Origin of the sequence: Roseomonas sp. HF4, from assembly GCF_005222755.1 — a bacterium.
GTDB lineage: Bacteria > Pseudomonadota > Alphaproteobacteria > Acetobacterales > Acetobacteraceae > Neoroseomonas.
Genome location: NZ_STGD01000028.1, coordinates 1 through 24,127 on the forward strand (window position 1 = coordinate 1; position 24,127 = coordinate 24,127).

Annotated in this window: 22 protein-coding genes and 1 pseudogene; 3 read left to right on the forward strand and 20 right to left on the reverse strand. The window is 69.2% G+C overall.

Annotated features, from left to right (window positions below):
• From E8M80_RS24700 to E8M80_RS26185, 3 genes are all read left to right on the forward strand, one after another.
• On the forward strand, window positions 1-562 hold a 562-nt coding region (locus tag E8M80_RS24700; RefSeq protein ID WP_137128397.1), incomplete at its 5' end, for a transposase.
• A gap of 219 nt (window positions 563-781) precedes the next feature.
• Complete coding sequence (locus tag E8M80_RS26180; RefSeq protein WP_170979625.1) at window positions 782-1,141, forward strand: hypothetical protein; 360 nt, start codon at window positions 782-784, stop codon at window positions 1,139-1,141.
• Window positions 1,142-1,158: 17 nt separating this feature from the next.
• Window positions 1,159-1,593, forward strand: a complete 435-nt coding sequence (locus E8M80_RS26185; protein WP_170979626.1) for a mechanosensitive ion channel domain-containing protein — start codon at window positions 1,159-1,161, stop codon at window positions 1,591-1,593.
• An 11-nt stretch (window positions 1,594-1,604) separates the two neighbouring features.
• Here the strand turns inward: E8M80_RS26185 and E8M80_RS24710 are convergent.
• The 20 genes and pseudogenes from E8M80_RS24710 to E8M80_RS24805 all read right to left on the reverse strand — a co-directional run.
• Window positions 1,605-2,668: pseudogene (locus tag E8M80_RS24710) on the reverse strand (IS630 family transposase).
• Between the two features lie 473 nt (window positions 2,669-3,141).
• Window positions 3,142-4,701: an isochorismatase family protein gene (locus tag E8M80_RS24715; RefSeq protein ID WP_137128399.1), complete on the reverse strand. Its 1,560-nt coding sequence runs from the start codon at window positions 4,699-4,701 to the stop codon at window positions 3,142-3,144.
• 11 nt (window positions 4,702-4,712) lie between these two features.
• On the reverse strand, window positions 4,713-5,561 hold the full coding sequence (locus E8M80_RS24720; RefSeq protein ID WP_137128400.1) for an MBL fold metallo-hydrolase: 849 nt from the start codon (window positions 5,559-5,561) through the stop codon (window positions 4,713-4,715).
• Between the two features lie 13 nt (window positions 5,562-5,574).
• Window positions 5,575-6,456, reverse strand: a complete 882-nt coding sequence (locus E8M80_RS24725) for an amidohydrolase (RefSeq protein ID WP_206035741.1) — start codon at window positions 6,454-6,456, stop codon at window positions 5,575-5,577.
• Window positions 6,456-7,562 carry a VWA domain-containing protein gene (locus tag E8M80_RS24730; protein WP_137128401.1) on the reverse strand — a complete coding sequence of 369 codons (1,107 nt, stop codon included), beginning with the start codon at window positions 7,560-7,562 and terminating at the stop codon, window positions 6,456-6,458. Before E8M80_RS24730 ends, E8M80_RS24725 begins: the two co-directional genes overlap by 1 nt.
• On the reverse strand, window positions 7,559-8,437 hold the full coding sequence (locus E8M80_RS24735; RefSeq protein WP_137128402.1) for a MoxR family ATPase: 879 nt from the start codon (window positions 8,435-8,437) through the stop codon (window positions 7,559-7,561). The genes E8M80_RS24730 and E8M80_RS24735 overlap by 4 nt, the downstream gene beginning before the upstream one ends.
• A 3-nt stretch (window positions 8,438-8,440) precedes the next feature.
• Window positions 8,441-9,463 (reverse strand): xanthine dehydrogenase family protein molybdopterin-binding subunit, encoded by a 1,023-nt coding sequence (locus E8M80_RS24740; protein WP_137128403.1) that lies wholly within the window; start codon window positions 9,461-9,463, stop codon window positions 8,441-8,443.
• Window positions 9,464-9,466: 3 nt separating this feature from the next.
• Window positions 9,467-11,122 carry a xanthine dehydrogenase family protein molybdopterin-binding subunit gene (locus tag E8M80_RS24745; RefSeq protein ID WP_206035742.1) on the reverse strand — a complete coding sequence of 552 codons (1,656 nt, stop codon included), beginning with the start codon at window positions 11,120-11,122 and terminating at the stop codon, window positions 9,467-9,469.
• Window positions 11,119-11,592, reverse strand: a complete 474-nt coding sequence (locus E8M80_RS24750; protein ID WP_137128404.1) for a (2Fe-2S)-binding protein — start codon at window positions 11,590-11,592, stop codon at window positions 11,119-11,121. The genes E8M80_RS24745 and E8M80_RS24750 overlap by 4 nt, the downstream gene beginning before the upstream one ends.
• A 1-nt stretch (window position 11,593) precedes the next feature.
• Window positions 11,594-12,388 carry a xanthine dehydrogenase family protein subunit M gene (locus E8M80_RS24755; RefSeq protein ID WP_137128405.1) on the reverse strand — a complete coding sequence of 265 codons (795 nt, stop codon included), beginning with the start codon at window positions 12,386-12,388 and terminating at the stop codon, window positions 11,594-11,596.
• Window positions 12,388-12,822, reverse strand: a complete 435-nt coding sequence (locus tag E8M80_RS24760; RefSeq protein ID WP_206035743.1) for an SRPBCC family protein — start codon at window positions 12,820-12,822, stop codon at window positions 12,388-12,390. Before E8M80_RS24760 ends, E8M80_RS24755 begins: the two co-directional genes overlap by 1 nt.
• 14 nt (window positions 12,823-12,836) lie before the next feature.
• Window positions 12,837-13,274: an SRPBCC family protein gene (locus E8M80_RS24765; protein ID WP_137128407.1), complete on the reverse strand. Its 438-nt coding sequence runs from the start codon at window positions 13,272-13,274 to the stop codon at window positions 12,837-12,839.
• On the reverse strand, window positions 13,274-16,009 hold the full coding sequence (locus tag E8M80_RS24770) for a flotillin domain-containing protein (RefSeq protein ID WP_137128408.1): 2,736 nt from the start codon (window positions 16,007-16,009) through the stop codon (window positions 13,274-13,276). The genes E8M80_RS24765 and E8M80_RS24770 overlap by 1 nt, the downstream gene beginning before the upstream one ends.
• An 18-nt stretch (window positions 16,010-16,027) precedes the next feature.
• On the reverse strand, window positions 16,028-16,867 hold the full coding sequence (locus tag E8M80_RS24775; protein WP_206035744.1) for a phosphoenolpyruvate hydrolase family protein: 840 nt from the start codon (window positions 16,865-16,867) through the stop codon (window positions 16,028-16,030).
• Entirely contained in the window at window positions 16,864-19,056 is a 2,193-nt protein-coding gene (locus E8M80_RS27085) for an ABC transporter permease (RefSeq protein WP_137128409.1), read from the reverse strand. Before E8M80_RS27085 ends, E8M80_RS24775 begins: the two co-directional genes overlap by 4 nt.
• A complete protein-coding gene (locus E8M80_RS24785) occupies window positions 19,049-19,867 on the reverse strand; it encodes an ABC transporter ATP-binding protein (protein ID WP_240790210.1) in 819 nt (272 codons plus the stop codon). Before E8M80_RS24785 ends, E8M80_RS27085 begins: the two co-directional genes overlap by 8 nt.
• Complete coding sequence (locus E8M80_RS24790) at window positions 19,864-20,937, reverse strand: branched-chain amino acid ABC transporter permease (RefSeq protein WP_137128410.1); 1,074 nt, start codon at window positions 20,935-20,937, stop codon at window positions 19,864-19,866. The genes E8M80_RS24785 and E8M80_RS24790 overlap by 4 nt, the downstream gene beginning before the upstream one ends.
• Complete coding sequence (locus E8M80_RS24795; RefSeq protein ID WP_137128411.1) at window positions 20,934-21,947, reverse strand: branched-chain amino acid ABC transporter permease; 1,014 nt, start codon at window positions 21,945-21,947, stop codon at window positions 20,934-20,936. Before E8M80_RS24795 ends, E8M80_RS24790 begins: the two co-directional genes overlap by 4 nt.
• Before the next feature lie 115 nt (window positions 21,948-22,062).
• The gene (locus tag E8M80_RS24800; protein WP_137128412.1) at window positions 22,063-23,334 is read right to left on the reverse strand and encodes an ABC transporter substrate-binding protein; all 1,272 of its coding nucleotides are present in this window, start codon (window positions 23,332-23,334) and stop codon (window positions 22,063-22,065) included.
• 265 nt (window positions 23,335-23,599) lie between these two features.
• The coding region (locus E8M80_RS24805; protein WP_137128413.1) for an IS3 family transposase at window positions 23,600-24,127 on the reverse strand (528 nt) is incomplete at its 5' end.

The window sequence follows — 24,127 nt, forward strand, 5'->3', positions numbered from 1 at the left end:
CGCGCAGCTCAAGGCGCGTGCGATCACGGTCAAGACCGGCACGCTCGTGGACGCGACGATCATCACCTCTGCCAGCAAGGGCGATGGCGAGGCGCGTTGGGTGAAGCATCGCAACCGCGCCTCGGTGCATGGCTTCAAGGCGCATGTCGGCGCCGACGCCGACACCGCGCTGGTCGAGCAGGTGTCGGTCACGCCGGCGAACGTGCATGACGGGCGCGAGGGGCCGGCTGCACTGCCCGACGACCCGGGCGAAGTGTTCGCCGACAGCGCCTATCGCGGGCAGCACTTCGAGGCCGCCGTGCGCGCCAGGGGCGGCGTGCCGCGTGTGGCAGCCACGGCGATGTGGGGTCGTGACGAGGCCGAGACCCTGGCTCGGCTCGCGGCCTGGAACGCGCCGATCCAGCGGGTGCGCGCGCGCATCGAGAAGATCTTCGGCACCTGGAAACGCTGCTACGGCCTGCGACGGATGCGATGGCGAGGCCTCGCCCGCGCCAGAGCCCAGGTCCATTTCACCGCAACCGCCTACAACCTCAAGCGAAGCCTCAATCTCCAGCCGGCGTAAGCGCCGAAGCAGGAACGCGCGTGCTGCCAGAGCCGCGCGACAGAAAACCACGTTCCGCACGGCACAGCGTCGCACCGCAAGCCTCCCGCGCACAGGTCTCATTACAGGGGGCATCTTGGACTGGGGCTCGGGCCACTCTCCCGCCATGGTCGGCGGGATGGCCAGGCCGCGCCCCGATCGGTCGTCCCGTCCCGTCCGGTCGCGGGAACATGGGGCGCCGTGGCGCCCGGCGCGGCCGACGTGACGGTCCCACCGGCCAGGCCGGGCCGGGTGATGCGCGGCATCGCGCGCGCGAACCCCTATCGGAGGCTCATTCCCCCGGCGCTGCTGGCAATGCTGGGCTTCGCCGCGCATGCGGTCGTGCCGGGCACCGCGCCCGAAGGCATGGTCATGGCCATCCTGCGCATCGGCACCGGCATCGGCGCCTGGGTCGCGCTGGCCTGGGTCCTGTCGCGGCTGGTCGGCGTCCTGCTGCACGCCAAGCCGCGGCTGCTGGCGGACCTGATCAGCGTCGCGCTCTTTGCCGCCGCCGCCATCATCGTCACGCAGTACGTGCTGGGCTCGCCGGCCCCGGGCTGATCGCGACATCGAGCGTGATGCTGGCGGTGCTGGGCTTCGCGCTGCGCAACATCTTCTCGGACGTCTTCGCGGGCATCGCGCTCGGCCTCGAGCATCCCTTCGGCATCGGCGGCTGGATCGAGACCACGGATGGCCGCGTCGGGCGCGTGGTCGGCATCAGCTGGCGCGCGACGCGGCTCGTGACGCGGGAGGGCACGGTCGTCACCGTGCCGAACGGCCAGGTCGCGGGGAACCGGCTGATCAACTACGGCAGCGCGGCCGCCGGCCGCTACATGGCGTCGCTGCGCTTCGCGCTCGAATCCGACATCCCGGTCGGGCGCGCGAAGCGCATCCTGCTCGCCGCCGCGCTGGAGGCCGGGCGCGACTGGCCCGACCTCGACCCCGAGGTGCTGCTGCACGACACGGCGGACGGCGCGGCGATCTACGCCGTGCGCTTCCACGTGCCCGGCTAATACCCTCGGTGTCATGTCCTGACCTGTGCGTATGCGCGCGATGCGATGGTGGTGATGTGTTCTGGCTGTGCGATGAGCCGGTTCCATGCGTCGCAGCAGGCCTCGACGATGGCGTCGTAGCGGTCGAAGACGCGGTTGCTGAGCTTGTTGGAGCGCAGGAAGGCCCAGACGTTCTCGGCTGGGTTCAGTTCAGGGCTGTAGGGCGACAGGTGCAGCAGGGTGACATTGTCCGGCACGACGAGCCGGCCGCCGGTCTGGTGCCAGCCCGCGCCATCGACGATGAGGACGGCGTGGGCGCCGGCTGCGACGGTGCGACTGATCTGGGCCAGGTGCAGGGTCATCGCATCGGTATTGGCGGCTGGCAGCACGAGGCCCGCGGCCACGCCGCGGCCGGGGCAGACCGCGCCGAACAGGTAGGCCGAGGTGTAGCGCTGGTCGCGCTGCGCAGGCGGGCGCGAGCCACGTCTGGCCCACAGCCGGGTGATGGTGCCCTGCTGGCCGATCCGGGCTTCGTCCTGCCACCACAGTTCCAGCGGCTTGCCGGGGGCTCGCGCCGGCAGGGCGGCGTCTACGAGGGCGGCGAAGTCAGCCTGAAAGACGCTTGGCGCCCGGCGTCGTGGCCGGGATGGCGCGGCCGCGGAACCAGCCGGCGGAAGCCCTGTCGGCGCAGCAGGTCGCCGACGCCGCGCTCGGCCATCGCCACGCCGAACCGCCGCGCGATCGCCCGCACCAGGTCCGACCGGCGCCAGCGCGTCACGCCATCCTGCGCGAGGTCCGGTCCCTCGCTCACCCAGCGCGCCGCCTCTCGCGCTCCTGCTCGGGCGACAGCAGGCGCGGCGCGCCGCCCCCATGGCGGTCACGCAGTCCCGCGAAACCCTCGGCGTTGTAGCGATGCACCCAGTCCCTCAGCGTCTGCCGGTCCATCCCCGCAGCCTGCGCCGCATCCGTCCGCGACGCCCCCTCCCGCACAAGCGCCAACGCCAACATGCGCCGCGTGCGGCTGCCGGCACCGCCGAGCCGCGCGCCGAAGCCCCGACGCATCCAGATCCAGCCGCGTGATCGTCACCGCCGCCACCATCGCCGCCCCCTCCCCAACCACGAAGGACAGCGAATCACACACGCCGTGACCGCGGGAACCTTCATGAGTCGCGGCAGGCCGACGGGCGAATCAGACCGAACAGCCTCCGACAAACCCGGGGCGGTTCAGTTCCGTGTTCGTGCTACCTATCAGACACCCAGCCAGCGATGGCGTCCGCGGTCGTGCTGAAGATCGCGGGTCCTGCCTCAGTGTAGGTCCGCGGGGCAACGCTGACAGACCATCCTGCGGAGCCGCATCAGCGACCTGCTGACGAAGGCGGTCGATCGCATAGATCCGGCAGGCGTCAGAGTCGATCGAAGAACTGGCCCAAAGCCACGTCCGGCATCGTGTCGTCGCCATACCGAACCCGCCGCTGCAGTACACGGTGTCGCAGCGGATGGAACGGCGTAACGTGAGTGACGATCAGCGCCTTTGTTCGGCGGCGGGAGCCAGGCGTCGTCCGCCGCGCGTCATCCGAGCGCCGCGATCACCTCCTCGGTCGTGGTCACCAGCGCGACATTGCGCATGGCGTAGTCGATCGAGGCGCGGTGCCAGTCGGCGTTCATGGTCGAGCAGCCGTCTTCCGGGATCACCATGACGTAGCCCTTGTCGGCGCCGGTGCGCGCCGTGTGCTCGATGCTCATATTGGTCCAGGCGCCGGTTTCAATGATGATGCTGCGGCCCTCGGCCTTCAGGATGCGCTCGAGCGATGTGCCTTCCCACGCGCTCATGCGCGCCTTGTGGACCACGTGGTCGCCGGGCTGCGCCTCGAGGCCGGGGACCGGCTCGGCGCCCCAACTGCCCTCGATCATGGCGTTCGCATCCACGCAGCCCTCGAACAGCGGGGCGTTCAACGTCATGTCGCGCGCGTCCGCACGGCGCAGGAACCAGACATGTATGATGGGCACGCCGAGCGCCCGGCACCGCGCCGCCAGCCGCGCGATATTCGGGATGGCGTTCTGCTGCCGGCAATGATCCGGGCTGCCTGAGGAGGCGAAGGCACCGCCATCCATCACCACATCGTTCTGCATATCCTGGATGATCAGCGCGCAGCGCGAGGCGTCGAGCCTGAGCTGATCGCCCTCCGCACGGGGCACAGGCTTCGCGTCCGTCTGGGCGCGCATGAAGGGTTCATTTCGCGGGCCGACCTTGACCGGAACCGCGTAGACCGATGTCGAGGCGCATACGTACAGCGTGCGCCAGTCTGGCCCGCCCCAATGCAGGTTGGCCGGCGGCTCGGGGATCGACACCTTCCCGAGCAGCCGCCCATCCGGCGCGAAGACCCAGACGCCCCCGGGCGCCGTGCACCAGACATTGCCTCCCGCGTCGCACTTCATCCCGTCCGGCAGGCCCGGCAGCAGCGCGTCACGCAACCCGGATGCGAAGATGCGGCCGTGCTTCAGCGCGCCGTCCGCGGCGACCTCGTAGACGCGAATATTCGCCTGCTCGGTGTCGTTCACATACATCAGGCGTTCGTCGGGCGAGAAGCAAAGCCCGTTCGGCTGGCTGTGCGTATAGCGCTCGACGACAAGCTGCGGCTCCTCGCCGGCCCGCGCATTCGGGCGGATGCGGAACACGCCCTGCCAGCCGAGCTGGCGCGGCCGTTCCACACCATAGTGCGGCATTCGTCCGTACCACGGGTCGGTGAAGTAGATCGCGCCGTCAGACGCGACGCAGACATCGTTCGGCGAATTCAGCTCGCGTCCCTGGAAGTGCGTTGCGAGAACCTCGCGCTGGCCGTCCGAACGGATGCGCACGAGCGCCGAAGTCGCATGCTCGCAAGCGATGAGGTTCAACTGCGCGTCATAGGTCAGTCCATTGGCCTTGTTGGACGGGCGCGCGACCTCCCGCACGCCTGCGCGATCGAGCCGGCGGCGTACATCGGCCGGCATGTCGGAGAACAGCAGGTAGTGCTCGGTCGGATGCCAGACCGGCCCCTCGGTGAAGGTGAAGCCGCTCCCCGCCATCTGCACGGGGGCGTGCTCGTCGATCAGGCGCCGGAAGGCGGGGTCGAGGGCGACATGGGACATGGCACGCTCCGTCAGGCCGGAAACCAGTCCCGGCGCGGCACCGACTGGGTGATCGGCCCCGGCACCTGCATGTCGAGCCGCCCGATCACCTGCCCGCCCTCGATCCTGGCGGGCTTGTCATGCACCGGCAGCAGGAACCTTGACGAAGCCAGCAGCTTCTTGATCGCCGCCTTCTCGCCGCGCTTCGATCCGGCATGGTTGCCCGTGACCTGGGGTTCGTGCGCGTTCACCTGGTACAGCGGTTCGACGATCTGGTCGTTGAAGTCGTAGATCACGTCGCCGCAGATCGTGGCGCGGCCCTCGGTGGTCTCGACATGCACGTTCATCGAGCCCTCCGTGTGCGCGTTCGCGGCTTCCAGCACGACGCCCGGCATGATCTCGATCGGTCCGGTGATCTCGAGGTCTTCGAAGCGCAGCGCGTGGCGCGTGTGCAGCCGCTCGACCAGGTGCTGGATGTCGGGCTTGGGGTATTGCGGGTGCATGAGGCCGGAGACCGAATGCTCCATCTCCCGCCGGTTGATCACCACTGTGGTGTTCATCGGGAAGTGGTCGTCCTTGCCGGCATGGTCGATATGCAGGTGGGTGTGCAGGACGTAGCGGACATCGCCCACCTTCACGTTGTGCCGGGCGAGCTGGCGCTCGATCATGTTCTCGTGGAACTGCAGGCCACGCATGCCGAGCGTCTCCATGATGGCGTTGTCGCGATAGCCGGTGTCCACCACCACCGGATAGCGACCGCCCAGGATCAGGAAGCCGTAGACCGGCACGCGGCGCACCCGGCCGCAGTCGCGGGCCAGCACGAGGAAGCTCGATTCAAGCTCGATGTCGCCGTAGTCGAGCAGCTTGATCTCAAGTCCCATCGTCGTCGCTCCCTTACAGCCGGTAGACCCGGCGTGCCGTGTTGAAGAAAATCGCGTCGCACTCGGCTTCGCTGAGGCCTCCCGCGCCGCGCCGGTGCGCGCCGAGCAGCGCGTCGTAGCTGGTCCAAAGCTTCTCGATCGGGAAATTCGACCCCCACAGGCAGCGTTCCGCCCCGAACAGCCCGACGGTCTCGCCGATAAGCCAGCCTATGTGGTCGGCGTCGTTGCGGTGGATGAAGGTACCAAAGCCCGATAGCTTGGCGACCACGTTGGACTGCGCCGCCAGCAGCGTCATGCCGGCCCGCCAGGCAGCGCGGCCGGCGGGCGTGAGATCCTCCAGCATGCCGGCGTGCTGCAGCACGAAGGTTACGCGCGGACAGGATTCGGCGAGGTCGGCAGCACTCGCCATCTGCCCGGCGAAGACCTGGAGGTCGAAGACCAGGCCGTAATCGGCGAGCCGCGCGACGTTGCGCCGGACCGCTGGATCGGCACAGAGGTCCGGGCGCGGCGCGAAGCGATAGAGCGCGTTCTCATGCCAATGCAACTGCTGGCGGATGCCGCGCAGCCGCGGGAAACGCGTCAACCGGTCGAGCGCGGGGCGCGCATCGTCCACGGTCATGTCGGCATAGGCGACGAGGCCATGCGGCCAGCCGGTCTCGAGCGCCAGGGTCTCGATCCAGGCGGCTTCCTCGACGGCGCGATCCACCGGCCAGTTGGCCTGCACATAGACCGACTTCTCCACGCCCGAGCCGGCCAGGTCGGCAAGGTATTCGCGCATCGGATAGTCGCGGCGGATCGCCTCGTAGGGTCCGAAGATGCGAGGCTGCATCGGCCCGGTCAGCCAAGGCAGGTCAGCCTGCCGCCAGACATGGAAGTGGCTGTCAATCACCTTCATCAGCGGGCCCCCGCGCGGCGCAAGGCCGCGTCGCCCACCAGCGCCCCGGCCATCGCCGCAAGGTCGCCACCGGCGTCGAGATGGTCGATCAGCGGCAGGATGGCGCGCATCGCGCCGGTCTCGGGGCGATAGGACGCGTCGGAGGCGAGCGGGCTGAGCCACACGATCCGCCAGGCGAGCGCGCGCAGCCGCGTCATCGCCGCGACAAGCGCCTCCGGCCCTCCGCGTTCGAGACCGTCCGACACCACGACCACCAGCGCGCCGCGCGCGAAGGATGCGAAGCGCGGCACCGCGAGGAACACCGACAGCGCCTCGCCCAGGCGCGTCCCGCCATCCCAGTCGGCCACCAGGCCGGACGCAAGCGCCAGCGCCTGGTCGCGGTCGCGGCGCCGCAGCGCGCGGGTCACGCGGGTCAGCCGCGTGCCGAGGGTGAAGGTCTCGGCACGTTCGGCCGTCCTGACGATGGCATGCGCGATGCCGAGCGCCGCCTCCGTGCCACCCTTCATGCTGCCGGAGACGTCGATCAGCGCCAGCACGCGGCGCTGCCGCGACCGGCGCCGACGGGTCGGTAGGACCAGGACTTCGCCATCGCGCCGCGCCATGTCGCGGAAGGCGCGGCGCGGGTCGGCGACACCACCGCCCGCCGTCTCGAAGCGGCGTGACCGTCGGCGCGGCAGGGCCCCAGGCAGCGCGCGGGCGAAGGCGGCGAGCAGCGCGGCATTGTCGGCGGGCGCAAAGGCTCGGGCGAACAGCCGTTCACGCTGGCTCGCCTCGCGGCCTGAGGGGTCCTCCTCCGCGGGCGGCAGAAACTCCGCCATCTCGCCGGCATCGTAGGCCTGCGGTGCCTCCTCGCTGGTCGCCTGACCCGGCGCCAGCACGGCGCGGCCGAGGAAGATCATGTCGAACAGATCATCGAAGTCCTGCCGGCGGTCCGGTCCTGGACCGAAGATCGCGTGCGCCGCGCGGCGCACGTCAGAGAGAGAGCGCGGGCCGAGCAGACCGACGGCGGCGAGGAAGCTCTCCGTCTGCGCCGGCGCGGCGAGAAAGCCCTCCGCCCGCAGCACGCGCGGGAAGGCGAGGAACGGGTCGAGCGCGCGCGGCGTCATGCCGCACCCTGCAGGATGCGGTCGAGCCGCGGTGCCACGAAGGCCAGGTCGTCCTGGTCCTTCAGCGCCACGCCGATGGCGCGCGCGAAGGCGGTCGGCCAGGGCGCACCCTGCGCATTGAGCAGCGTGGCGGCCTCCGCCCATTCCACCGTCTCGGCCACGCCGGGCGGTTTGGCGAGCGGTTCGGCGCGCAGCCTGCCGACCGCGGCAACGACGCGGTGCGCGGTGTCGCGCGCCACGGCGGAGGCGCGCATCATGACGATCTGCGCCTCGAGCTGCGGGTCCGGGTAGCCGATCCAGTGGTAGACACAGCGCCGCCGCAGCGCCTCGTGCAGTTCGCGGGTGCGGTTGGAGGTGAGCACGACGACCGGCGGTTCGGCCGCGCGGATGGTCCCGCGCTCGGGGATGGACAGGCTGAAGTCGGACAGGAATTCCAGCAGGAAGGCTTCGAACTCGTGGTCGGAGCGGTCGATCTCGTCGATCAGCAGGAGCCGTTCGCGCGGGCGCTGCAACGCGAGCAGCATCGGCCGCGCGATCAGGAAATCGTCGCCGTAGAGGTTCACGTAGTCGGTGCCCGCCTGGCGGATGGCGAGCATCTGGCGCGGGAAGTTCCACTCGTACATGGCCGCCGACGCATCGAGACCCTCATAGGCCTGCAGGCGTACCATTTCGCGCCCGAGCACGGCCGCGAGCGCCTTCGCTGCCTCGGTCTTGCCCACGCCCGGCGCACCTTCGAGCAGCAGCGGCTTGCCGAGCGCCAGCGCGAGATAGGCGGCGGTCGAGAGCCCCTCATCGGCGATGTATTGCGCTGCGCGCAGCGCCTCGGCCAGCGCCTCGGGGCTGTCGATGCCGGCGATGGAGCGCCTGACCGTCATGCCTCAGAGCCGCTTCTTCGGCTTGGCGCCGCCCTGGGCCTTCAGGCCGCGCAGGATCTTCTCGGGCGTGGCCGGGAGTTCATCGATGCGCACGCCGACGGCGTCGTAGATCGCGTTCACGACCGCCGGCAGCACCGGGTTGGCGCACATCTCGCCAGGCCCCTTGCCGCCATAGGGCCCATCCTCGGCCGGGCGTTCGAGGATGCTGATGTGATGCGGCGCGAGGTCGCCGGGGCCGGGCATCAGGTAGGTGTTGAAGTCCACCGGCCCATGGTCGCGCTGCGGGTAGTATGGCTCGGTCGTCTCCCACGCTGCGTGGCTCATCCCCATCCAGGCGCCGCCGCGCAGTTGCTGCTCGACCAGGCGCGGGTTGAGCGCGCGGCCGACCTCGTAGGCGGACTTCATGTCGGTGACGGTAACCTCGCCGGTCTCGTCATCCACCTCGACCTCGACGAGCATGGCGGCATGGGCGAAGGTGCTGACGGGCGTCATCTCGCCCGTGTCGGGGTCGACGTCGCTGAGCGGGATCAGGAAGATACCGCGCCCGGCGATGGTGCGGCCCTGCTTGAACTGCGCGGCCTGCGCGGCGGCGAGCGTGGTGATGGAACGCCCCGGCGCGCCACGTACATGGATGTTGCCGCGCCCGTCGGTGACGAGGTCGGATGCGTCTACTTCAAGTTCCTCGGCAGCGGCTTCCAGCATCACCGCACGCGCCTCGCGCGCCGCCATGATCACGGCATTGCCCATGCGGTGCGTGCCGCGACTGGCGAAGCTGCCCATGTCGTGCGGGCCGGTGTCGCTGTCGGCGGTGTCGACATAGACATCCTCGACCGGCACGCCGAGCGTCTCGGCGGCGATCTGCCTGGTGACCGACTTCATGCCTTGGCCCAGGTCGATCGCCGAGAGTGCGACGGTGAACTTGCCGTCGGGGTTGGAGTGGATCAGCGCCTGGCTGGGATCGCCGCCGAGGTTCATGCCGATCGGGTAGTTGATGGCGGCGAAACCGCGCCCGCGATGCAGCGCCATGGCTCAGCGCTTCCGGAAGCCGGAGAGCGAGGAGAAGCGCATGGAACCGGCGCGCGGGGCGGTGGCCGCGGGGGTGTGCGTCGATGGTGGCGGGGGCTGCGCCGCGGCAGGCCGCGGAGCTTCGGTGCGCGCGGCCGGCGGTAGCGCTAGCGCACCGGGCGGCGGCGGTTGCTTCGCGCCCTTCTTGGCGTACGAACTCGCCTGGTAACCCTGCACCCGGCCGTTCTCGTCGGTGGCGGTATGCGACGGCAGACGCGCGCGCTCGCCGCCGCCATCGCGCGTGGAGGCGGCGGCCAGCATGGCCGGGCTGAGCTTTACGCCCGCCTTCTCCGCCACCACCTGGCAGCATTCGATCAGCGCGCAGTTCTTGGCGAGCCGCCGATGTGCCTTCATGTCGCCATCGCGATAAGCGTTGAGGATGCGTAGTTCGACCGGGTTCATGCCGACCGCCTCCGCCACCTTGTCCATATGCGCCTCGATGGCGAAGTCGACGCCGGTGATGCCGAAGCCGCGCATGGCGGTGGCCGGCGTGCGGTTGGTGTAGACGCAATACACGTCGGCCGAGACGTTCGGGATCGTGTAGGGTCCCGGCAGGTGCCCCACCCCCTTGATGATGGCGTAGGAGGAGAGGCGGGTGTAGGCGCCGGAATCGAAGTAGCCGGTGAAGCGGCGCGCGACGATGCGCCCGTCGCGCATCACGCCGTCCTTGAGATACCAGCGCTCGGCGCCGCGCGGCGCGCCGACCTGCATCTCCTCCTCGCGGTCCCACATGAACTTCACGGGGCGGCCGGTGAGCATCGCACCCAGCACCGCGAGCGGTTCGTGGATGCTGTCCACCTTGCCGCCAAAGCCGCCGCCCACCGTACCGCCGATGAAGTGCAGGCGCGAGGACGGCATCTCGAGCGTCTTCGATGCCGTGGCAAGCGAGAAGAACAGCGCCTGGGTCGAGGTGTGGCAGACGAAGCGGCCGTTCTGCTCGGGGGCGGCGATGGCGCCGCAGGTCTCCATCGGCGCCTGCTCGATGGGTGACATCTGGTAGCGGCCTTCCACCACAATGTCGGCCTGGCGAAAGGCGGCCTCGACATCGCCGAAGCGCAGCTTCTGGTGGTCGTACTTGCCGTGATAGACGAATTTGTTCGTCGGATAGACATCGAGCACGACCGGCGCGCCAGGCTTCACCGCCTCCTCGACATCGAGGACATGCGGCAGCGGTTCCCAATCGACCCGAATGGCCGCGACCGCGTCGCGCGCGCGCGCATCGCTGGTGGCAATAACCGCTGCCACCGGCTCGCCACGATAGCGGACGCGGTCGGTGGAGAGCAGCGGCTCGTCATCGATGCCGAAGTCGAGCAGCGAGAGCAGGGTGTTGAGGTTGCGCGGCACGTCGCGGCCGACCAGCACCCGTACGACGCCGGGCATGCGTTCGGCCGCCGAGGCATCGATGCGCCGGATGCGCGCGGCATGGTGCGGCGAGCGCGCGCAGCGCATGTGCAGCAGGCCTTCGAACAGATGGTCGTCGTAGAAGGGCGAGCGGCCGGTGACGTGGCCGGTGATGTCCTGCCGCCGCGTCGGCTTGCCGATCTCGTTGAGATTGTCGTCGCGCTCATTGGCGAAGAACTGCTTGCGGAAGTCGATCATCGGCTGGTCGGTGCCGCTCACGCCCGGATCCTCCCTTCGGCGACGTCGAGGATCGCCGCGATGATCGGCTCGTAGCCGGTGCAGCGACAGAGGTTGCCGGCGATGGCCTCGATCACCTCCTCGCGGCTCGGCCGCGGGTTGCGGTCGAGCAGTGCCTTCGCACTCATCAGCATCCCAGGCGTGCAGTAGCCGCATTGCGCGGCGAAGCGCTCCATGAAGGCTTCCTGGAGGGCATGCGGGCGAGCCTGGCCGAGGCCGGCGGTAGTCTCGACACGTCGCCCCTGGACAGTCTCGGCGAGTACGAGGCAGGACAAGTGCGGCTCGCCGTCCACCAGCACCGTGCAGGCGCCGCAGGTGCCCTGGCCGCAGCCGTATTTCGGCGACAGGTCGCCGGCGCCGCGGCGCAGGAAGTCGAGCAGGTTCTGCCCGTCCTCGGTGAAGGCGGCCTTGGCCTCGGTGTTCAGCGTGAAGGTGACGGGCTTCATCGCCATGTCAGAGCATCCGCTCCAGGAGGCGCCGCAGATGCACGCCGGCGACCTCGCGCCGATACCAGGCGGAGGCGAGGGCATCGGTCGGCGGGTCGAGCCCGTCCGTCGCGGCCGCGGCGGCGCGGGCAATCAGGTCTGGCGTGAGCGCCGAACCTTCGAGAACGCGCTCGGCCGCCTGCGCGCGCAGCGGTGTCGGCCCCATGGCGCCGAAGGCGATCCGCACGCCGCGCAGGCGGCCGCCGTCGCGCGGCAGGTGGGCGGCGACGGACAACACGGAGACGCCCTTCGGCTTCACGCGGCTGACCTTGAGGAAGGCGAAGCCGCGTGGCTCGCGCGGCCGCGGTACCTGAACCGTCGCGACCAATCCGGTACGGTCGCGTTCGCGCAGGAAGTCTTCGATCGGTCGCTGCGCGCCGCCGGCCGAAACGACGCGCGCACCGAGCGCCAGCAGCGCGACCGTCAGATCGCCATAGGGATGCACGGCAAAGAGATTGCCACCGACGGTCGCCATGACGCGCACCTGCGGCCCGCCGACGGCGCGTGCCACCGGATGCAGATGCGCAAGGTCGCGTTCCGCCAGGATCATCGCCATGGTCACGCCGGCGCCGATCTCCACGCTGTCGAGCGAGGGCCTGATCTGCCGCAGTGCCGGGTCCGACGTGCGCAGGATGCGGCCCTGCAGCGCGCCGGCATTCACCTCGCGCATCACCAGCGTGCCGCCGCCGAGATAGGTCCCGTCAGACCCAAGCGCCCGCTGCGCGTCACCGAGGGTCGCGTGGCTCTCCACCAGAACGGCCATCACGCGGATCCCTTCGCGAGATGGGCGCGGATCGCGTCGAACCCACCCTGGTAAATGTCCTCGCCGACCATGCGCGCGAGCTCGGCCTCGCGCCCCGCCGGGGTATCGAAGCGGCTCTCCCAGCGCCAGAAGGTGCGGTCCCCGTCGGTGACGGGCGCGAGGCGCACATGGGCGACATAGTTGAACAACGGGATCGGCGTCTCGAGCAGGCAGTAGCTGTAGGCGAGATCCGCATCGGACAGAGTCAGCAGGCGTTCGCGCAGTTCCGATCCGTCGCGTAGCCGAAAACGGCGCACACACCCGACGCGGTCGGAGGTCCATCCGCGCTCGATCTGGCTCTCGGCCACCGGCGGATGCCATTTGTCGTGCCCGTTGAAGTCGCGCAGCACGTCCCAGACCGCCTCCACCGGCGCATCGATCACGGTGCTCCTCACCACCTGCGGCATGGTCAGGACGCCATCTGGCGCTTCAGCGCCTGGAAACCTGCGAGGAACACGTTGTGCCCGATATTGGCCGCCAGGTCGTCCGCCGCCTCGGGCGCACAGTCGAACTCGGCGGTCCACTCCGCGAAGGCGCGGTCGCCGTCCGTGATCGGCGTGAACCGCAGCGTCGCGACGTAGTTGGTCAGCGGCATCGGGCTCTCGAGGATCGAGTAGGTACAGAAATAGTCGTAGTCGGATAGCGCCAGCAGCTTTTCGCGCAGGCGGTCGCCATTCTGCAGGCGGAAGTCCCGCACGCAGCCGACCCGGTCCGACGGCTCGCCATTCTCGATCCGGCTTTCGCGCACCGCCGGCAGCCAGCGCGGCAGTGCGTTGAAGTCGCGCACCTTCTCCCAGACCCTGGCGACCGGCGCGTCGATGACCGAGCTGATGTAGACCCGCGCCATCACTTGTCCTCGCCCTTGCCCTTGCCCGACTTGCGGGCGCCTTCGGCGATGCGCTGCATGTCGGAGGCCTCGCGGATCAGCCCACCCTGCTTGCTGAGATTCCCGCCATCGATGCCGATGTCGCTGAGCAGGTTGTCGATCAACGGCGCCTGCACGCGGTAGCGCAGTGCGGAGTTGATCACCTCGTCGGTTGGCGAGCCTTCGCGCGCGCCCGCACCACCCATCGCGCCGTCGAGCTGCACGATTCGGATGTCCTGGATCTTCTCCAGCGGCTTGACGCTGGCCGCGACAATGCCCTCGACATGCTCAAGCAGCTTGCGGCGGAACAGCGAGTGGCGCGCCTCGTCGGTGAGGATGTTCTCTGCCTCGTTGAGCAGCTTCTGCGCCTCGGCGTGCACGGCCGCGCGCACCTTCTCCGCCTCGGCGGCGAGCCGCGCCTCGGCGGCCGCCTTCTCGGCGATGACGACGTCGACCGACTTGCGGCGGTTGGCGACCTCAGTCTCGCGGACGGTGCGGACCTTCTCCTCGGCAACGGCTGCCAGCGCGCGGGCCGCATCGGCTTCGGCGCGCGCGGCGGATTCCTCCAGCGACTTGCGGTAAAGCGCCACGGCCTTGTCCATCTGCGCCGTCTCGACCGTCCGCTCGCGCTCGACCTCGAGCTTGCGCCGAACTGTCTCGTGATCGATGCGGATCTCGTCGAGCTGGCGTTCGGAGGCGATGCGCGCGCGCTCGATGTCCTCGCGGCTGACGATCTCGGCCTCGCGCAGGTTCTGCACGCGCGCGATCTCCAGCTGCTCGAGTGCGCGGCGGCGTTCGAGGCGCGCCGCCTCCACCGCGCGCTCGCGCTCGACCTCGGCGGTCTCCACGTCGCGCTCGGCCGCGATCTGGGCCTGGCGGACGCTGGCATCGGCCTGCGAGGCCTTCGCCTTCTCCTCGGCGAGAGCCACGACGCGCGCCTGCTCGGCGGATTCCACGAGCCGCTTGCGCTCGATGTCGGTGACCTCGCGTACGCGCTGGCTCGCGATGCGATCCTGCTCGAGCGTCAGCTCGGCCGCGATCCGGGCCTTCTCGACGGCCTCGCGCCGCGCGATCTCGGTGCTCTCCACCGCCTTCTCGCGCCCGATCTCGCGGGATCGCGTCGCTTCCTCGGCGGCGATCCGCTCGCCGGCCAGGGCGCGCTCGCGGGCGATGCGCGCGGTCTCGGTGGCTTCGCCGGCGGCGATCTCGGCGGCCTCCACAGCCTTCTGGCGTTCGATCTCGAGCTCGCGGATGCGCCTGTCCTCGGCGATGCGGACCTGGTTGACCTCGGCGGCCTGGGCAATACGCGCACGCTCCACCGTCTCGCGTGAGGCGATCTCCATTTCATCGAGCGTCTTCTGCCGCTCGATCTCCTGCTTGCGGATCTTCTCCTCGCCGGCAATGCGGGTCTGGTTCAGCAGCAGCGTCTGGGCCATGCGCCGCTTCTCCGTCTCCTCGCGAGCGGCGATGTCGGCCTGCTCGGTCGCGCGCTGGCGTTCGATCTCGAGCGCCTGCGTCTCGCGATCCTTGGCGATCCGGGCCTCATCGACCGCCTTCTCCTGCGCGATGCGGGCCCGCTCGGTCGCCTCGCGTGCCGAGATCTCAGCCTCCTGCAGGGAGCGCTGCTTGTCGATCTCGCGGGTCTGGGTTTCCTGCTCATTGGCGATCCGCGCCTCGCGCACGGCGCGTTCCTGGAGGATGCGCGCCGTCTCGATCTCCTGGCGGGCGGCGATTTCCTCAGCGTCGATCGCCTTCTGGCGGGCGATCTCGCGCCCGCGCACCTCGCGCTCCGAGGCGATCCGCGTCTCGGCAATGATCTGCTCGTTGGTGATGCGCGCCTTCTCGATCGATTCCCGTGAGGAGATCTGAGCTTCCTCGGCCTCGGCATCGCGGCTGGCACGTTCGCGCGCAAGCTCGGCGCGCTGCTGGGCACGGCGGAACTCGATCTCGCGCTCCTGCTCGAGGCGGGCGCTCTCGCTGTCGCGCTCGATGTCGAGCGCCATCTTCTCGGCTTCGAGGTTGCGGGCGCGGATCTGGATCATCGAGTCCTGCTCGATGTCGTTGCGTTCCTTGCGCTTGCTCTCGATGTTCCGGATGAGCGCGGTGAGGCCCTCGGCGTCGAAGCGGTTCGACGGGTTGAAGAATTCGAGGCTGGTCTGGTCGATGTCGAGGATCGCGACGCTTTCGATCTCGAGGCCGTTCTTGTCGAGGTCCACCTGCGCGCTTTCGCGCACCCGCGTCACATAGGCGGCGCGGTTCTCATGCATGCCTGCCATGTCCATCTCGGCGGCGATGGCCCTGAGCGCGCTCTCGAACTTGCCCGACAGCAGCGCGTGCAGGAGTTCTGGCTCCAGCGTGCGGCGCCCGAGCGTCGAGGCGGCCATGGAGACCGCGGTCCGCTCAGGCCGGACGCGCACGTAGAACTCGGCCTCGAGATCGACGCGCATGCGGTCCTTGGTGATCACCGCCTCGGTCTTCGTGCGGCTGATTTTGAGCGGCAGGACGTTCATGTTGACCGGCGTGATGTCGTGCACGATCGGCCAGACGAAGGCGCCGCCGTCGATCACCACCTTCTCGCCAAGCAGGCCGGTGCGCACGAAGGCCACTTCCTTGGTGGAGCGCCGGTAGAGCCGCTGCATGACCCAGTAGACGATCGCGATGACGATGACCGCGACGATCAGCCAGAGGATCAGTCCGCCGATGAATTGCCCGTCCATGCTCGTGCCCCCTGCTGCTCAGCGGCCCGTGATGCGCTTGAAGGCGCGGGTCTGCTCGGTCAACGCGATCTCCGTCGGCAGGCGCTCCATCGAGGAGGCGCCGTAGAAGCCGTGGCAGATCGCGGCGGTCTTGAGGATGAATTCGGCATCCGCCGGCATCGCGACCGGGCCGCCATGGACCAGGATGATGGCATCGGGCTTGACGGCCAGCGCCGCCGCGGCGAGCCGGTCCACCACTGCGGGGCAGTCCGCGAGCTTCAGTGCCGTCTCCGCGCCGATGCTGCCGCCGGTGGTCAGCCCGAGATGCACGACGATGATGTCCGCGCCGGCGCTGGCCATCGCGGCGGCGTCGGCCTCGTTGAAGACATAGGGCGTGGTCAGCAGGTCCTTCTCGCGCGCCAGGGCGATCATCTCGACCTCCTGGGCGTAGGACATGCCGGTCTCCTCCAGGTTCTGCCGGAACGTCCCGTCGATCAGGCCCACGGTCGGGAAATTCTGCACGCCGGCGAAGCCGAGGCGCTTCACCTCATCGAGGAAGACATCCATCTGGCGAAACGGGTCGGTGGCACAGACCCCGGCCAGCACCGGCGTGCGCCTGATGACCGGCAGGACCTCACCCGCCATCTCCATGACGATCGCATTGGCATCGCCATAGGGCATCAGGCCGGCGAGGCTGCCGCGCCCGGCCATGCGGTAGCGGCCGGAATTGTAGATGACGATCAGGTCGATCCCGCCGGCTTCCTCGCATTTGGCCGAGAGCCCGGTGCCGGCGCCGCCGCCGACGATGGGCTCGTTGCGGGCGATCATGGCGCGGAACCGCTCCATGATCTGCGTGCGGGTCTCTTTCCTGGCGCTCATGGCACCGCGCCTTTCCTGCGAGGGCCTCGCTGCGCGCCGTGCAGGCGCCGGAACGCCTCCACGACCGCCGCGGCGAAGGCCGGGTCGTTGATGTTGGGCGGCAATCGGATCAGCTGCCGGTTCAGGCCCGGGCGCAGCGTCGTCTCGATCGCGCGGAACAGCGCGGCGCGCGCCGCGGGATCATGGAACGGCCGACCGGGCGCATCGAGCGCGGAGACGCCCCCCTCCGGCAGGAAGAACCGCACCGGCCCTTCCATCAGGTTCAGCCGCTCGGCGATCCAGCGCCCCATCCGCGCGCATTCCTCCGCCGTCGTGCGCATCAGCGTCACCTGCGGATTGTGCTGATACAGGGTGCGGCCGCGGTAGCGCTCGGGCACCGTCTCGGGCGCACCGAAATTCACCATGTCGAGCGCACCCACCGAGCCGACATAGGGCATGCGCGTGCGGATCACGGCGCCGAAGCGGTCCTCGGTGCAGCCGAATACGCCGCCCATCATCATGTCGGCGACCTCGGTGGTGGTCACGTCGATCACGCCCGCCACCCGACGGTCGTCGATCAGCCGCTCCATCGCCTGCCCGCCGGTTCCTGTGGCGTGGAAGACCAGGCAGTCCCAGTCCTCCTTGAGGGCGCCGACGATCTGCTGCACGCAGGTCGTCGTGACGCCGAACATCGACACCACCACCGCGGGCCGGAAGGATCGCGCGCGTCGTCCGGAACGGCGCGCCTGGACCATGCCGACCATGGCGTGGGCCGCGTTGCCGAGCACCTCCTCGGTGATGGTGTTGAGCCCCTGCACGTCAGCGACGGCGTGCATCATGGTGATGTCGGCGGTGCCGACATACTGGCGCACCTCGCCGCTCGCGACCGTCGAGACAATGAGCTTCGGCACGCCGATCGGAAGCGCGCGCATCGCCGGCGCGACCATGGCGGTGCCGCCCGAACCGCCGGCGGAGAGGATGCCGGCGATCCCGCCCTGCCGTGCGAGCCAGCGTGCGAAGGCGTCCGTCATGCCCGCCACCGCCGTCCCGCGGTCGCCAGTCAGCACGCCCGCCGCGCCGCGCGGATGAAAGGCGGCCACCTGATGGGCCGGAACATCGGCGCCGGCATGCCCGCCGGTGGTCGACAGGTCGACCAGGCGCACCGGCACGCCCGCCTCGCGGAGGATATCGCGCATGTAGCGCAATTCGTCGCCCTTGGTGTCGAGGGTGCCCACGACGAGCACGACCTCCGCGCCGGGCGCGGCGAGCGGCCGAATGTCGAGCTGCGCGCCCTGCGCCATGGCCGGCTGGGCGGTCAGCAGCCTTGCGTTGCGCTCGATCGTGGCGACCGCGACCGGCTTCGACCAGCGGGTCGGCGGCGACGGGTTCGACATGTAGATGCGGGTCGGCCCGCCCGGTGCCCCAGGGTCCGCCTCGGTGACGGCGGTCGCCGCGGGTGCCTCAGGCACCGCCGGCGTGTCGTCATGGGCATGCCGTCCCACGCCGAGCAGGCGCTGCTGGAGGCCGCGATCGGCGGCGAGGTCGCGGGCCGGAGCGGCGCGGTTGATCCGGCCATTGACCATGATGGCGACGGTGTCGGCGATCGCGCAGGCCACGCCGATATTCTGCTCGATCACGAGCACGTCGATGTCGCCTTCGTCGGCGAGGCGGACCAGCATCTCCTCCACCTGCGCTACGATCACCGGCGCGAGGCCCTCGGTCGGTTCGTCCATCACCAGCAGCTGTGGATTCATCAACAGCGCGCGGCTGATGGCGAGCATCTGCTGCTCGCCGCCGGACAGCTGCGCGCCGCCATTGCCGCGTCGTTCAGCCAGGCGCGGGAAGGTCGCGTAGATGCGCTCGATGGACCAGGCGCCGCCACTGCGCGCCACCAGCTTCAGATGCTCGTCGACGGTGAGCGAGCGCCACAGGCGGCGCCCCTGCGGCACATAGCCCACGCCCAGCCGGGCGATCTCGGCGGGCGTGAGCCCGACCAGCGGCTTGCCCTTGAAGCTGATCGAACCCGAGCGGATCGGCACCAGCCCCATGATCGCCTTGCACAGCGTGGTCTTGCCCATGCCGTTGCGCCCGACCACCGACAGCGCCCCGCGATCGAGCCGCAGATCCACGCCTTGCAACGCATGGCTTGCGCCGTAGAAGACATTGAGGCCGCGCACCTCCAGGGCGGCGGGCGCGGCGCGCTCAGCCATGGGCGTGCGTCCCGTCCCCGAGGTAGAGCTCCTGGACCTGCGGATCCTCCTCGATCTCGGCGGGCGTGCCTTCCTTGAAGACGCGGCCGTTGTGCAGCATCGTCACCCTGGTCGCGACGCGCAGCGCCACGTCCATGTCGTGCTCGATGATGATGAAGCCGATATGCGCGGGCAGGTTGGCGAGGATCGCGATGAGTTCGGCGCGCTCGGTGGGCGACAGGCCGGCGGCCGGTTCGTCGAGCAGGATGAGCCGTGGCGCGCCGGCGAGTGCCAACGCGATCTCGAGCTGCCGCTGCTGGCCGTAGCTGAGTTCGCTCACGAGCCTGTCGCGCGCCGCCGTCAGGTGTACGGCCTCGACCAGTTCCTCCGCGCGCATCACCAGCGGATCGCCGCTGCGCGGACGCAGCAGCGAGAAGCGGTTGCGGTTCACGCCGCGGCAGGCGAGGTAGACGTTGTCGGCCACGCTTAACCCGCCGAACAGGAGCGAGATCTGATAGGTGCGCCGCAGGCCCCGGCGGATGCGCTCATGTGCCGGAAAGCGGGACACATCCTCGCCGAACAGCCGGATCGTCCCCGAGGTCGGCAGGAAGTCGCCGGTCACGCAGTTGAACAGAGTTGTCTTGCCGGCGCCGTTCGACCCGAGCACGGCCCGCCGTTCGCCGGGAGCGACCGTCATCGTCACGTCGGAAATGGCCGCGAGCGCGCCGAACAGCTTGGTGACGCCGCGGAGTTCCAGCGCGCTCCCGGACGTCACGGATCCCAGCCGGTCGGCCGCGCCGGCGCTGTCGCGGATGGCCTCGGCGGCGGTCACGGACGCCCTCCCGCCAGCGCCTTGCCGGTCAGGGGGTCAACCGCGTTGCGCCGACGCGCGCGCCAGCGCTCCCACAGTCCCAGCGCGCCATCCGGCGAAAAGAACACGACCGCGAGGAACCCGATGCCGATCACCAGCTTGAAGCGCTCGTTCGAGAGCCCGAAGGCGGACAGCACGTCCGGGCTGAAGGTCGACAGCAGGACGAAGATGAAGGCGCCGATGAAGGCGCCGATCGGCCGGCGGATCCCCCCCACCACGGCGATGATCAGGATGTCGATGACCGCCGAGACGCCGCCGGAGAAGGGCGCGACCTGCGCGGTCTGCCACACCAGCAGGATGCCGCCGATCGATGCGATCACGCCGGCAAACGCATAGGCCGCGATTCGATGCGCCGTGACATTGAAGCCGAGCGAGGCCATGCGACGCGGATTGTCGCGAACGCCCTGCAGTGCCAGGCCGAAGGGCGAGCGCGATACGTAGACGACCGCCGCGTAGCAGATCGCCGCGCCGCCGAGTGAGAGATAGTAGAAGGCTGTCGGCTGCCGCCAGTCGATCCCGAACAGCCGCGGCGGCACCACCAGGTTGAAGCCGCTGTAGCCGTTGAAGATGCCGTAGTTCTGCCGGGTGAAGTAGAAGAAGGCGCTCGCAATCGCGAGCGTGATCATGATCGTGTAGATCCCCTCGGTCCGCACCGCCAGCGCGCCGACCAGGGTCGCGAAGGCGGTGGCGATGAGGATGGCGAGCGGCACATAGAGCCACCAGGACAGGCCGAGGCTGATCTGCTCGACGCCGGAGGACCCCAGGATCGCCACCACGTATCCGGCGAGCACCGCGACGGTCATCTGGATCAGGCTGACCATGCCGCCGTAGCCGGCCAGGAACATCAGCGACAGCGCGATGATGCCGAGGCAGAAGGACCAGCCGAAGACCTGGAACAGCCAGAAATTCCCGGCGACGAGCGGCACGACCAGCAGCACGAAGCCGGCGGCCCACACGCCGCCGGGCACGCGCGAGAACACGCCGAACTCGGCGCCGCGCTGCACGGCCGGTTTGCGCGGCGCGTCGGTCATCGTCCGGCCCCGAGCAGGCCCTGCGGCCGGAAGGCGAGCACCACGGCCATGATCAGGAAGGTGAACACAACCGAATAGGTCGGCGCGTAGACGAGGCCGATCTGCTCGACCAGCCCGATGATCAGGGCGCCGATGGCAGCCCCCGGTATAGATCCCATGCCGCCGACGATGACCACGACGAGGCTCGCCAGGAGAAACCGCGTGTCCTCGCCCGGCGACAGCGACTGGAAGGTGCCGCCGACCATGCCCGCGATGCCCGCCAGGCCTGCCCCGAAGCCAAATACCGCCAGGAACACGTAGTTGATGCGCACCCCGGAGGCGGTCAGCATCTCGCGGTCATCGACGCCCGCGCGGATCAGCATGCCGAGCCGCGTGCGGTTCAACACGATCCACATGGCGATGCCGATGACGATGGCGGCGATCAGGATGGCGATGCGCACCTGCGGAAAGCGCATGTAGATCGGCTCGCCGTTGCGGCCGATGCCGGCGACGATGGGAAGGGTCGCTGGCCCGGAGAGCCAGTCGGGTGACTGGATCGTGTAGGACTGGCCGCCCCAGATCCACAGCATGATGTCGGCGAGCACGACCGAAAGCCCGATCGTGACCATGGTCTGGCGCAGTTCCTCGCCCTGCATGCGCCGGAACACCTGGTGTTGCATCAGCAGGCCGACCAGCGCGACCAGTACGAACACCACGGGAAAGGTCAGCAGCCATTGGTCCGTGGCCGTCGAAATCGTGTAGCCGAGATAGCCCCCGAGCAGGTACAGCGAGCCGTGTGCGAGGTTGACATTGCGCATCAAGCCAAAAATCAGGGTGAAGCCTGAGGCGACGAGGAAGTATAGCGCGCCAAGCGTCAGCCCGCCGAAGATCGCATTAAGGAAGACGCGTTTGCGGCCCAGCGTCTCCTCCAGCCCCGGGCTCCATGGCGCCAGGATCAGCCAGAGAAACACCGCAGCAAAGAGAACGATGACCAGCGACCAGACGGGGTTGCGGCGTGCAAACTCGGTCATGTCTGCGCGATCGCAAGTAATGTATTGAGGCGACGGTTGGGCGATCGCAGCCGCCGGCGCAAAGGCGCCGGCGGCTTGCGGTTGGCTGCCACCGCGCGCGCGGTGCCGGGCCGGTTCACCGGCGGGCGAGTGCGGCGCAGTCGCTCGGCGTGGTGCGCGAGGGCAGGCCCATGGCGCGGAACTGCTCGGCCGTCATGCCCAGGGTCTGGGTGACGCCGTCCGTCTTGGCGACCATCTTGTTGACCAGCGTTCCTCCGGGGCCTTCCGCGACCTCGTTCACGAAGACCGTCCCGGTAGCCTGGCGGTTCTCGTTGAGCGTGATCTCGCCCAGCGGGGAGGCCAGCTTCAGCGCCGAGAGCGCCGCGCGGAACTTCTGCTGGCCATCGCTGAGGTCGCCGTTCACCGCATTCAGCCCGGCGATCGCGGCGAGGGTGGCGATGTAGTAGCCGACACCGAACAGCGAGGGGCTCGCGAAGCGCTGGGCGGCCGGGAAGCCTTCCTGGTAGGCCCGAACATAGTCGCGCCATGCCGGATCGGGATTGTCCTCGGCGAACGGGCCGGAGGTCAGGGCGCCGATCAGCGCGTTGCGGGCGCGCCCCCGCGCCGTGAGCACGGTCTGGTCGGCCATGATCGTGCCGCCGATGATCTTGGTGCCCGCGCCCGCCTGCTGCCACTGGTTGAGGAAGTTGATCGCGTCCGTGCCACCCAGGCCGAGGTAGATCGCGTCGATGTTGTCGGGAAGCTGGGCGATCACGCCGCCGAAATCCGCAGCGCCGAGCGGCACCCAGAAGCGCTGCGCAATGTTGCCGCCGGCCCGGCAGAAATCCACCGCGAAGCCGAGGAAATTCGTATAGCCGAAGGAATAGTCGGCCGAGACCGACGCGATGCGCCTGTAGTTCTTGGTCTGGACTGCATAGGTGCCAAGACCCGCGCCCCACTGCGCGCCGTCCAGGTTGTAGCGAAAGAAGTTGGGCGCGGGATCGACCCAGGTCGTCTCGAGCGCACCCGAGATGCCGTTGATGACGGTCTTTGTGGGAATCGTCTTGGCATAGTCGCGCATGGCGATGCCTTCGGAGCCCGACAGGGGTCCGATGATGAAGTCCACCTGATCCTGCTCGATCAGCTTGCGCGCCTGGCGCACCGCCGTGTCCGGTCGCGTGTCGCTCGGCGCGACGATGGTCTCGACCCGCCGGCCGCCGGCCATGTTGCGTACCTGCCGCAGTGCCAGTTCGACATTGCGCACGCCATCGGCGCCGCCGGCGGCGAAGGCGCCTTCGAGCGCGACGAGGATGCCGATCTTGATCGGCGGCTGCGCCTGGGCCGAAGCTGTCGTCGATACAGCGGCTGCACCGGCGGCACCGAGAACCGCTCTCCTGCTCCAATCCATTCGTCTTCTCCCTGATCGTCTGTTTTTTGCGTGAACCGAGATATTGGCCGGCGTGACCGGCGAACAAAAATCTGAGAGCACCCACCGCGGGTTGCGCCCGCCTATCTTCGATCATTGTAATCAGTCGACCGCGCGGATTGTTCTGCGTCAAGGCCGGAGTATGGGCAGTTCATCCTCCTACGCCGCGGCTCCGAGGCATTTGGCCCCGAGCTGCGCCCGATTTTCCTCGACTGACCAGCCCCCATCGAGTGATCCAGGCGGAATTTTAGTGGGCCATCGCAGCCGTGCCTGCTCCTGAGCCGATCTGCGACCTGGCGATGGGCACCGTCTCTGGAGCGGGCGGGCGGTACCCAAGCGCCGAGTGTGGCCGGACCCGATTGTAGTGCCGGCGCCATTCCTCGATCAGCACCTGCGCTTCCCGCAGCGTGTTGAACACCTCGCCGTTCAGCAACTCGTCCCGCAGCTTGCCGTTGAAGCTCTCGACGTACCCGTTCTCCCACGGGCTGGCCTTCTCGATGTAGGCAGTGCGTGCACCAACGCCGGAGATCCATGCCTTCACGGCCTCGGCGATGAACTCCGGCCCCTGGTCCGAGCGAATGTGCGCGGGCGTCCCGTGCGCAAGAAACAGGTCCGCCAGCACGTCGATCACGTCCGACGAGGTCAGCCTCCGCGCGACGCGGATCGCCAGTGCCTCGCGCGTGAACTCGTCCACCACGCACAGCATCCGGAACTTCCGCCCATCCCGGGTCCGGTCCTCAACGAAGTCGTAGGCCCAGACGTGGTTCGGCCGCTC

Coding starts and splice junctions, on each gene's coding strand:
- E8M80_RS26185 (WP_170979626.1), top strand. CDS start 1,159: ATGCTGGCGGTGCTGGGCTTCGCGCTGCGCAACATCTTCTCGGACGTC.
- E8M80_RS24715 (WP_137128399.1), bottom strand. CDS start 4,701: ATGTCCCATGTCGCCCTCGACCCCGCCTTCCGGCGCCTGATCGACGAG.
- E8M80_RS24720 (WP_137128400.1), bottom strand. CDS start 5,561: ATGGGACTTGAGATCAAGCTGCTCGACTACGGCGACATCGAGCTTGAA.
- E8M80_RS24725 (WP_206035741.1), bottom strand. CDS start 6,456: ATGAAGGTGATTGACAGCCACTTCCATGTCTGGCGGCAGGCTGACCTG.
- E8M80_RS24730 (WP_137128401.1), bottom strand. CDS start 7,562: ATGACGCCGCGCGCGCTCGACCCGTTCCTCGCCTTCCCGCGCGTGCTG.
- E8M80_RS24735 (WP_137128402.1), bottom strand. CDS start 8,437: ATGACGGTCAGGCGCTCCATCGCCGGCATCGACAGCCCCGAGGCGCTG.
- E8M80_RS24740 (WP_137128403.1), bottom strand. CDS start 9,463: ATGGCGCTGCATCGCGGGCGCGGTTTCGCCGCCATCAACTACCCGATC.
- E8M80_RS24750 (WP_137128404.1), bottom strand. CDS start 11,592: ATGGCGATGAAGCCCGTCACCTTCACGCTGAACACCGAGGCCAAGGCC.
- E8M80_RS24755 (WP_137128405.1), bottom strand. CDS start 12,388: ATGGCCGTTCTGGTGGAGAGCCACGCGACCCTCGGTGACGCGCAGCGG.
- E8M80_RS24765 (WP_137128407.1), bottom strand. CDS start 13,274: ATGGCGCGGGTCTACATCAGCTCGGTCATCGACGCGCCGGTCGCCAGG.
- E8M80_RS24770 (WP_137128408.1), bottom strand. CDS start 16,009: ATGGACGGGCAATTCATCGGCGGACTGATCCTCTGGCTGATCGTCGCG.
- E8M80_RS24775 (WP_206035744.1), bottom strand. CDS start 16,867: ATGAGCGCCAGGAAAGAGACCCGCACGCAGATCATGGAGCGGTTCCGC.
- E8M80_RS27085 (WP_137128409.1), bottom strand. CDS start 19,056: ATGGCTGAGCGCGCCGCGCCCGCCGCCCTGGAGGTGCGCGGCCTCAAT.
- E8M80_RS24790 (WP_137128410.1), bottom strand. CDS start 20,937: ATGACCGACGCGCCGCGCAAACCGGCCGTGCAGCGCGGCGCCGAGTTC.
- E8M80_RS24795 (WP_137128411.1), bottom strand. CDS start 21,947: ATGACCGAGTTTGCACGCCGCAACCCCGTCTGGTCGCTGGTCATCGTT.
- E8M80_RS24800 (WP_137128412.1), bottom strand. CDS start 23,334: ATGGATTGGAGCAGGAGAGCGGTTCTCGGTGCCGCCGGTGCAGCCGCT.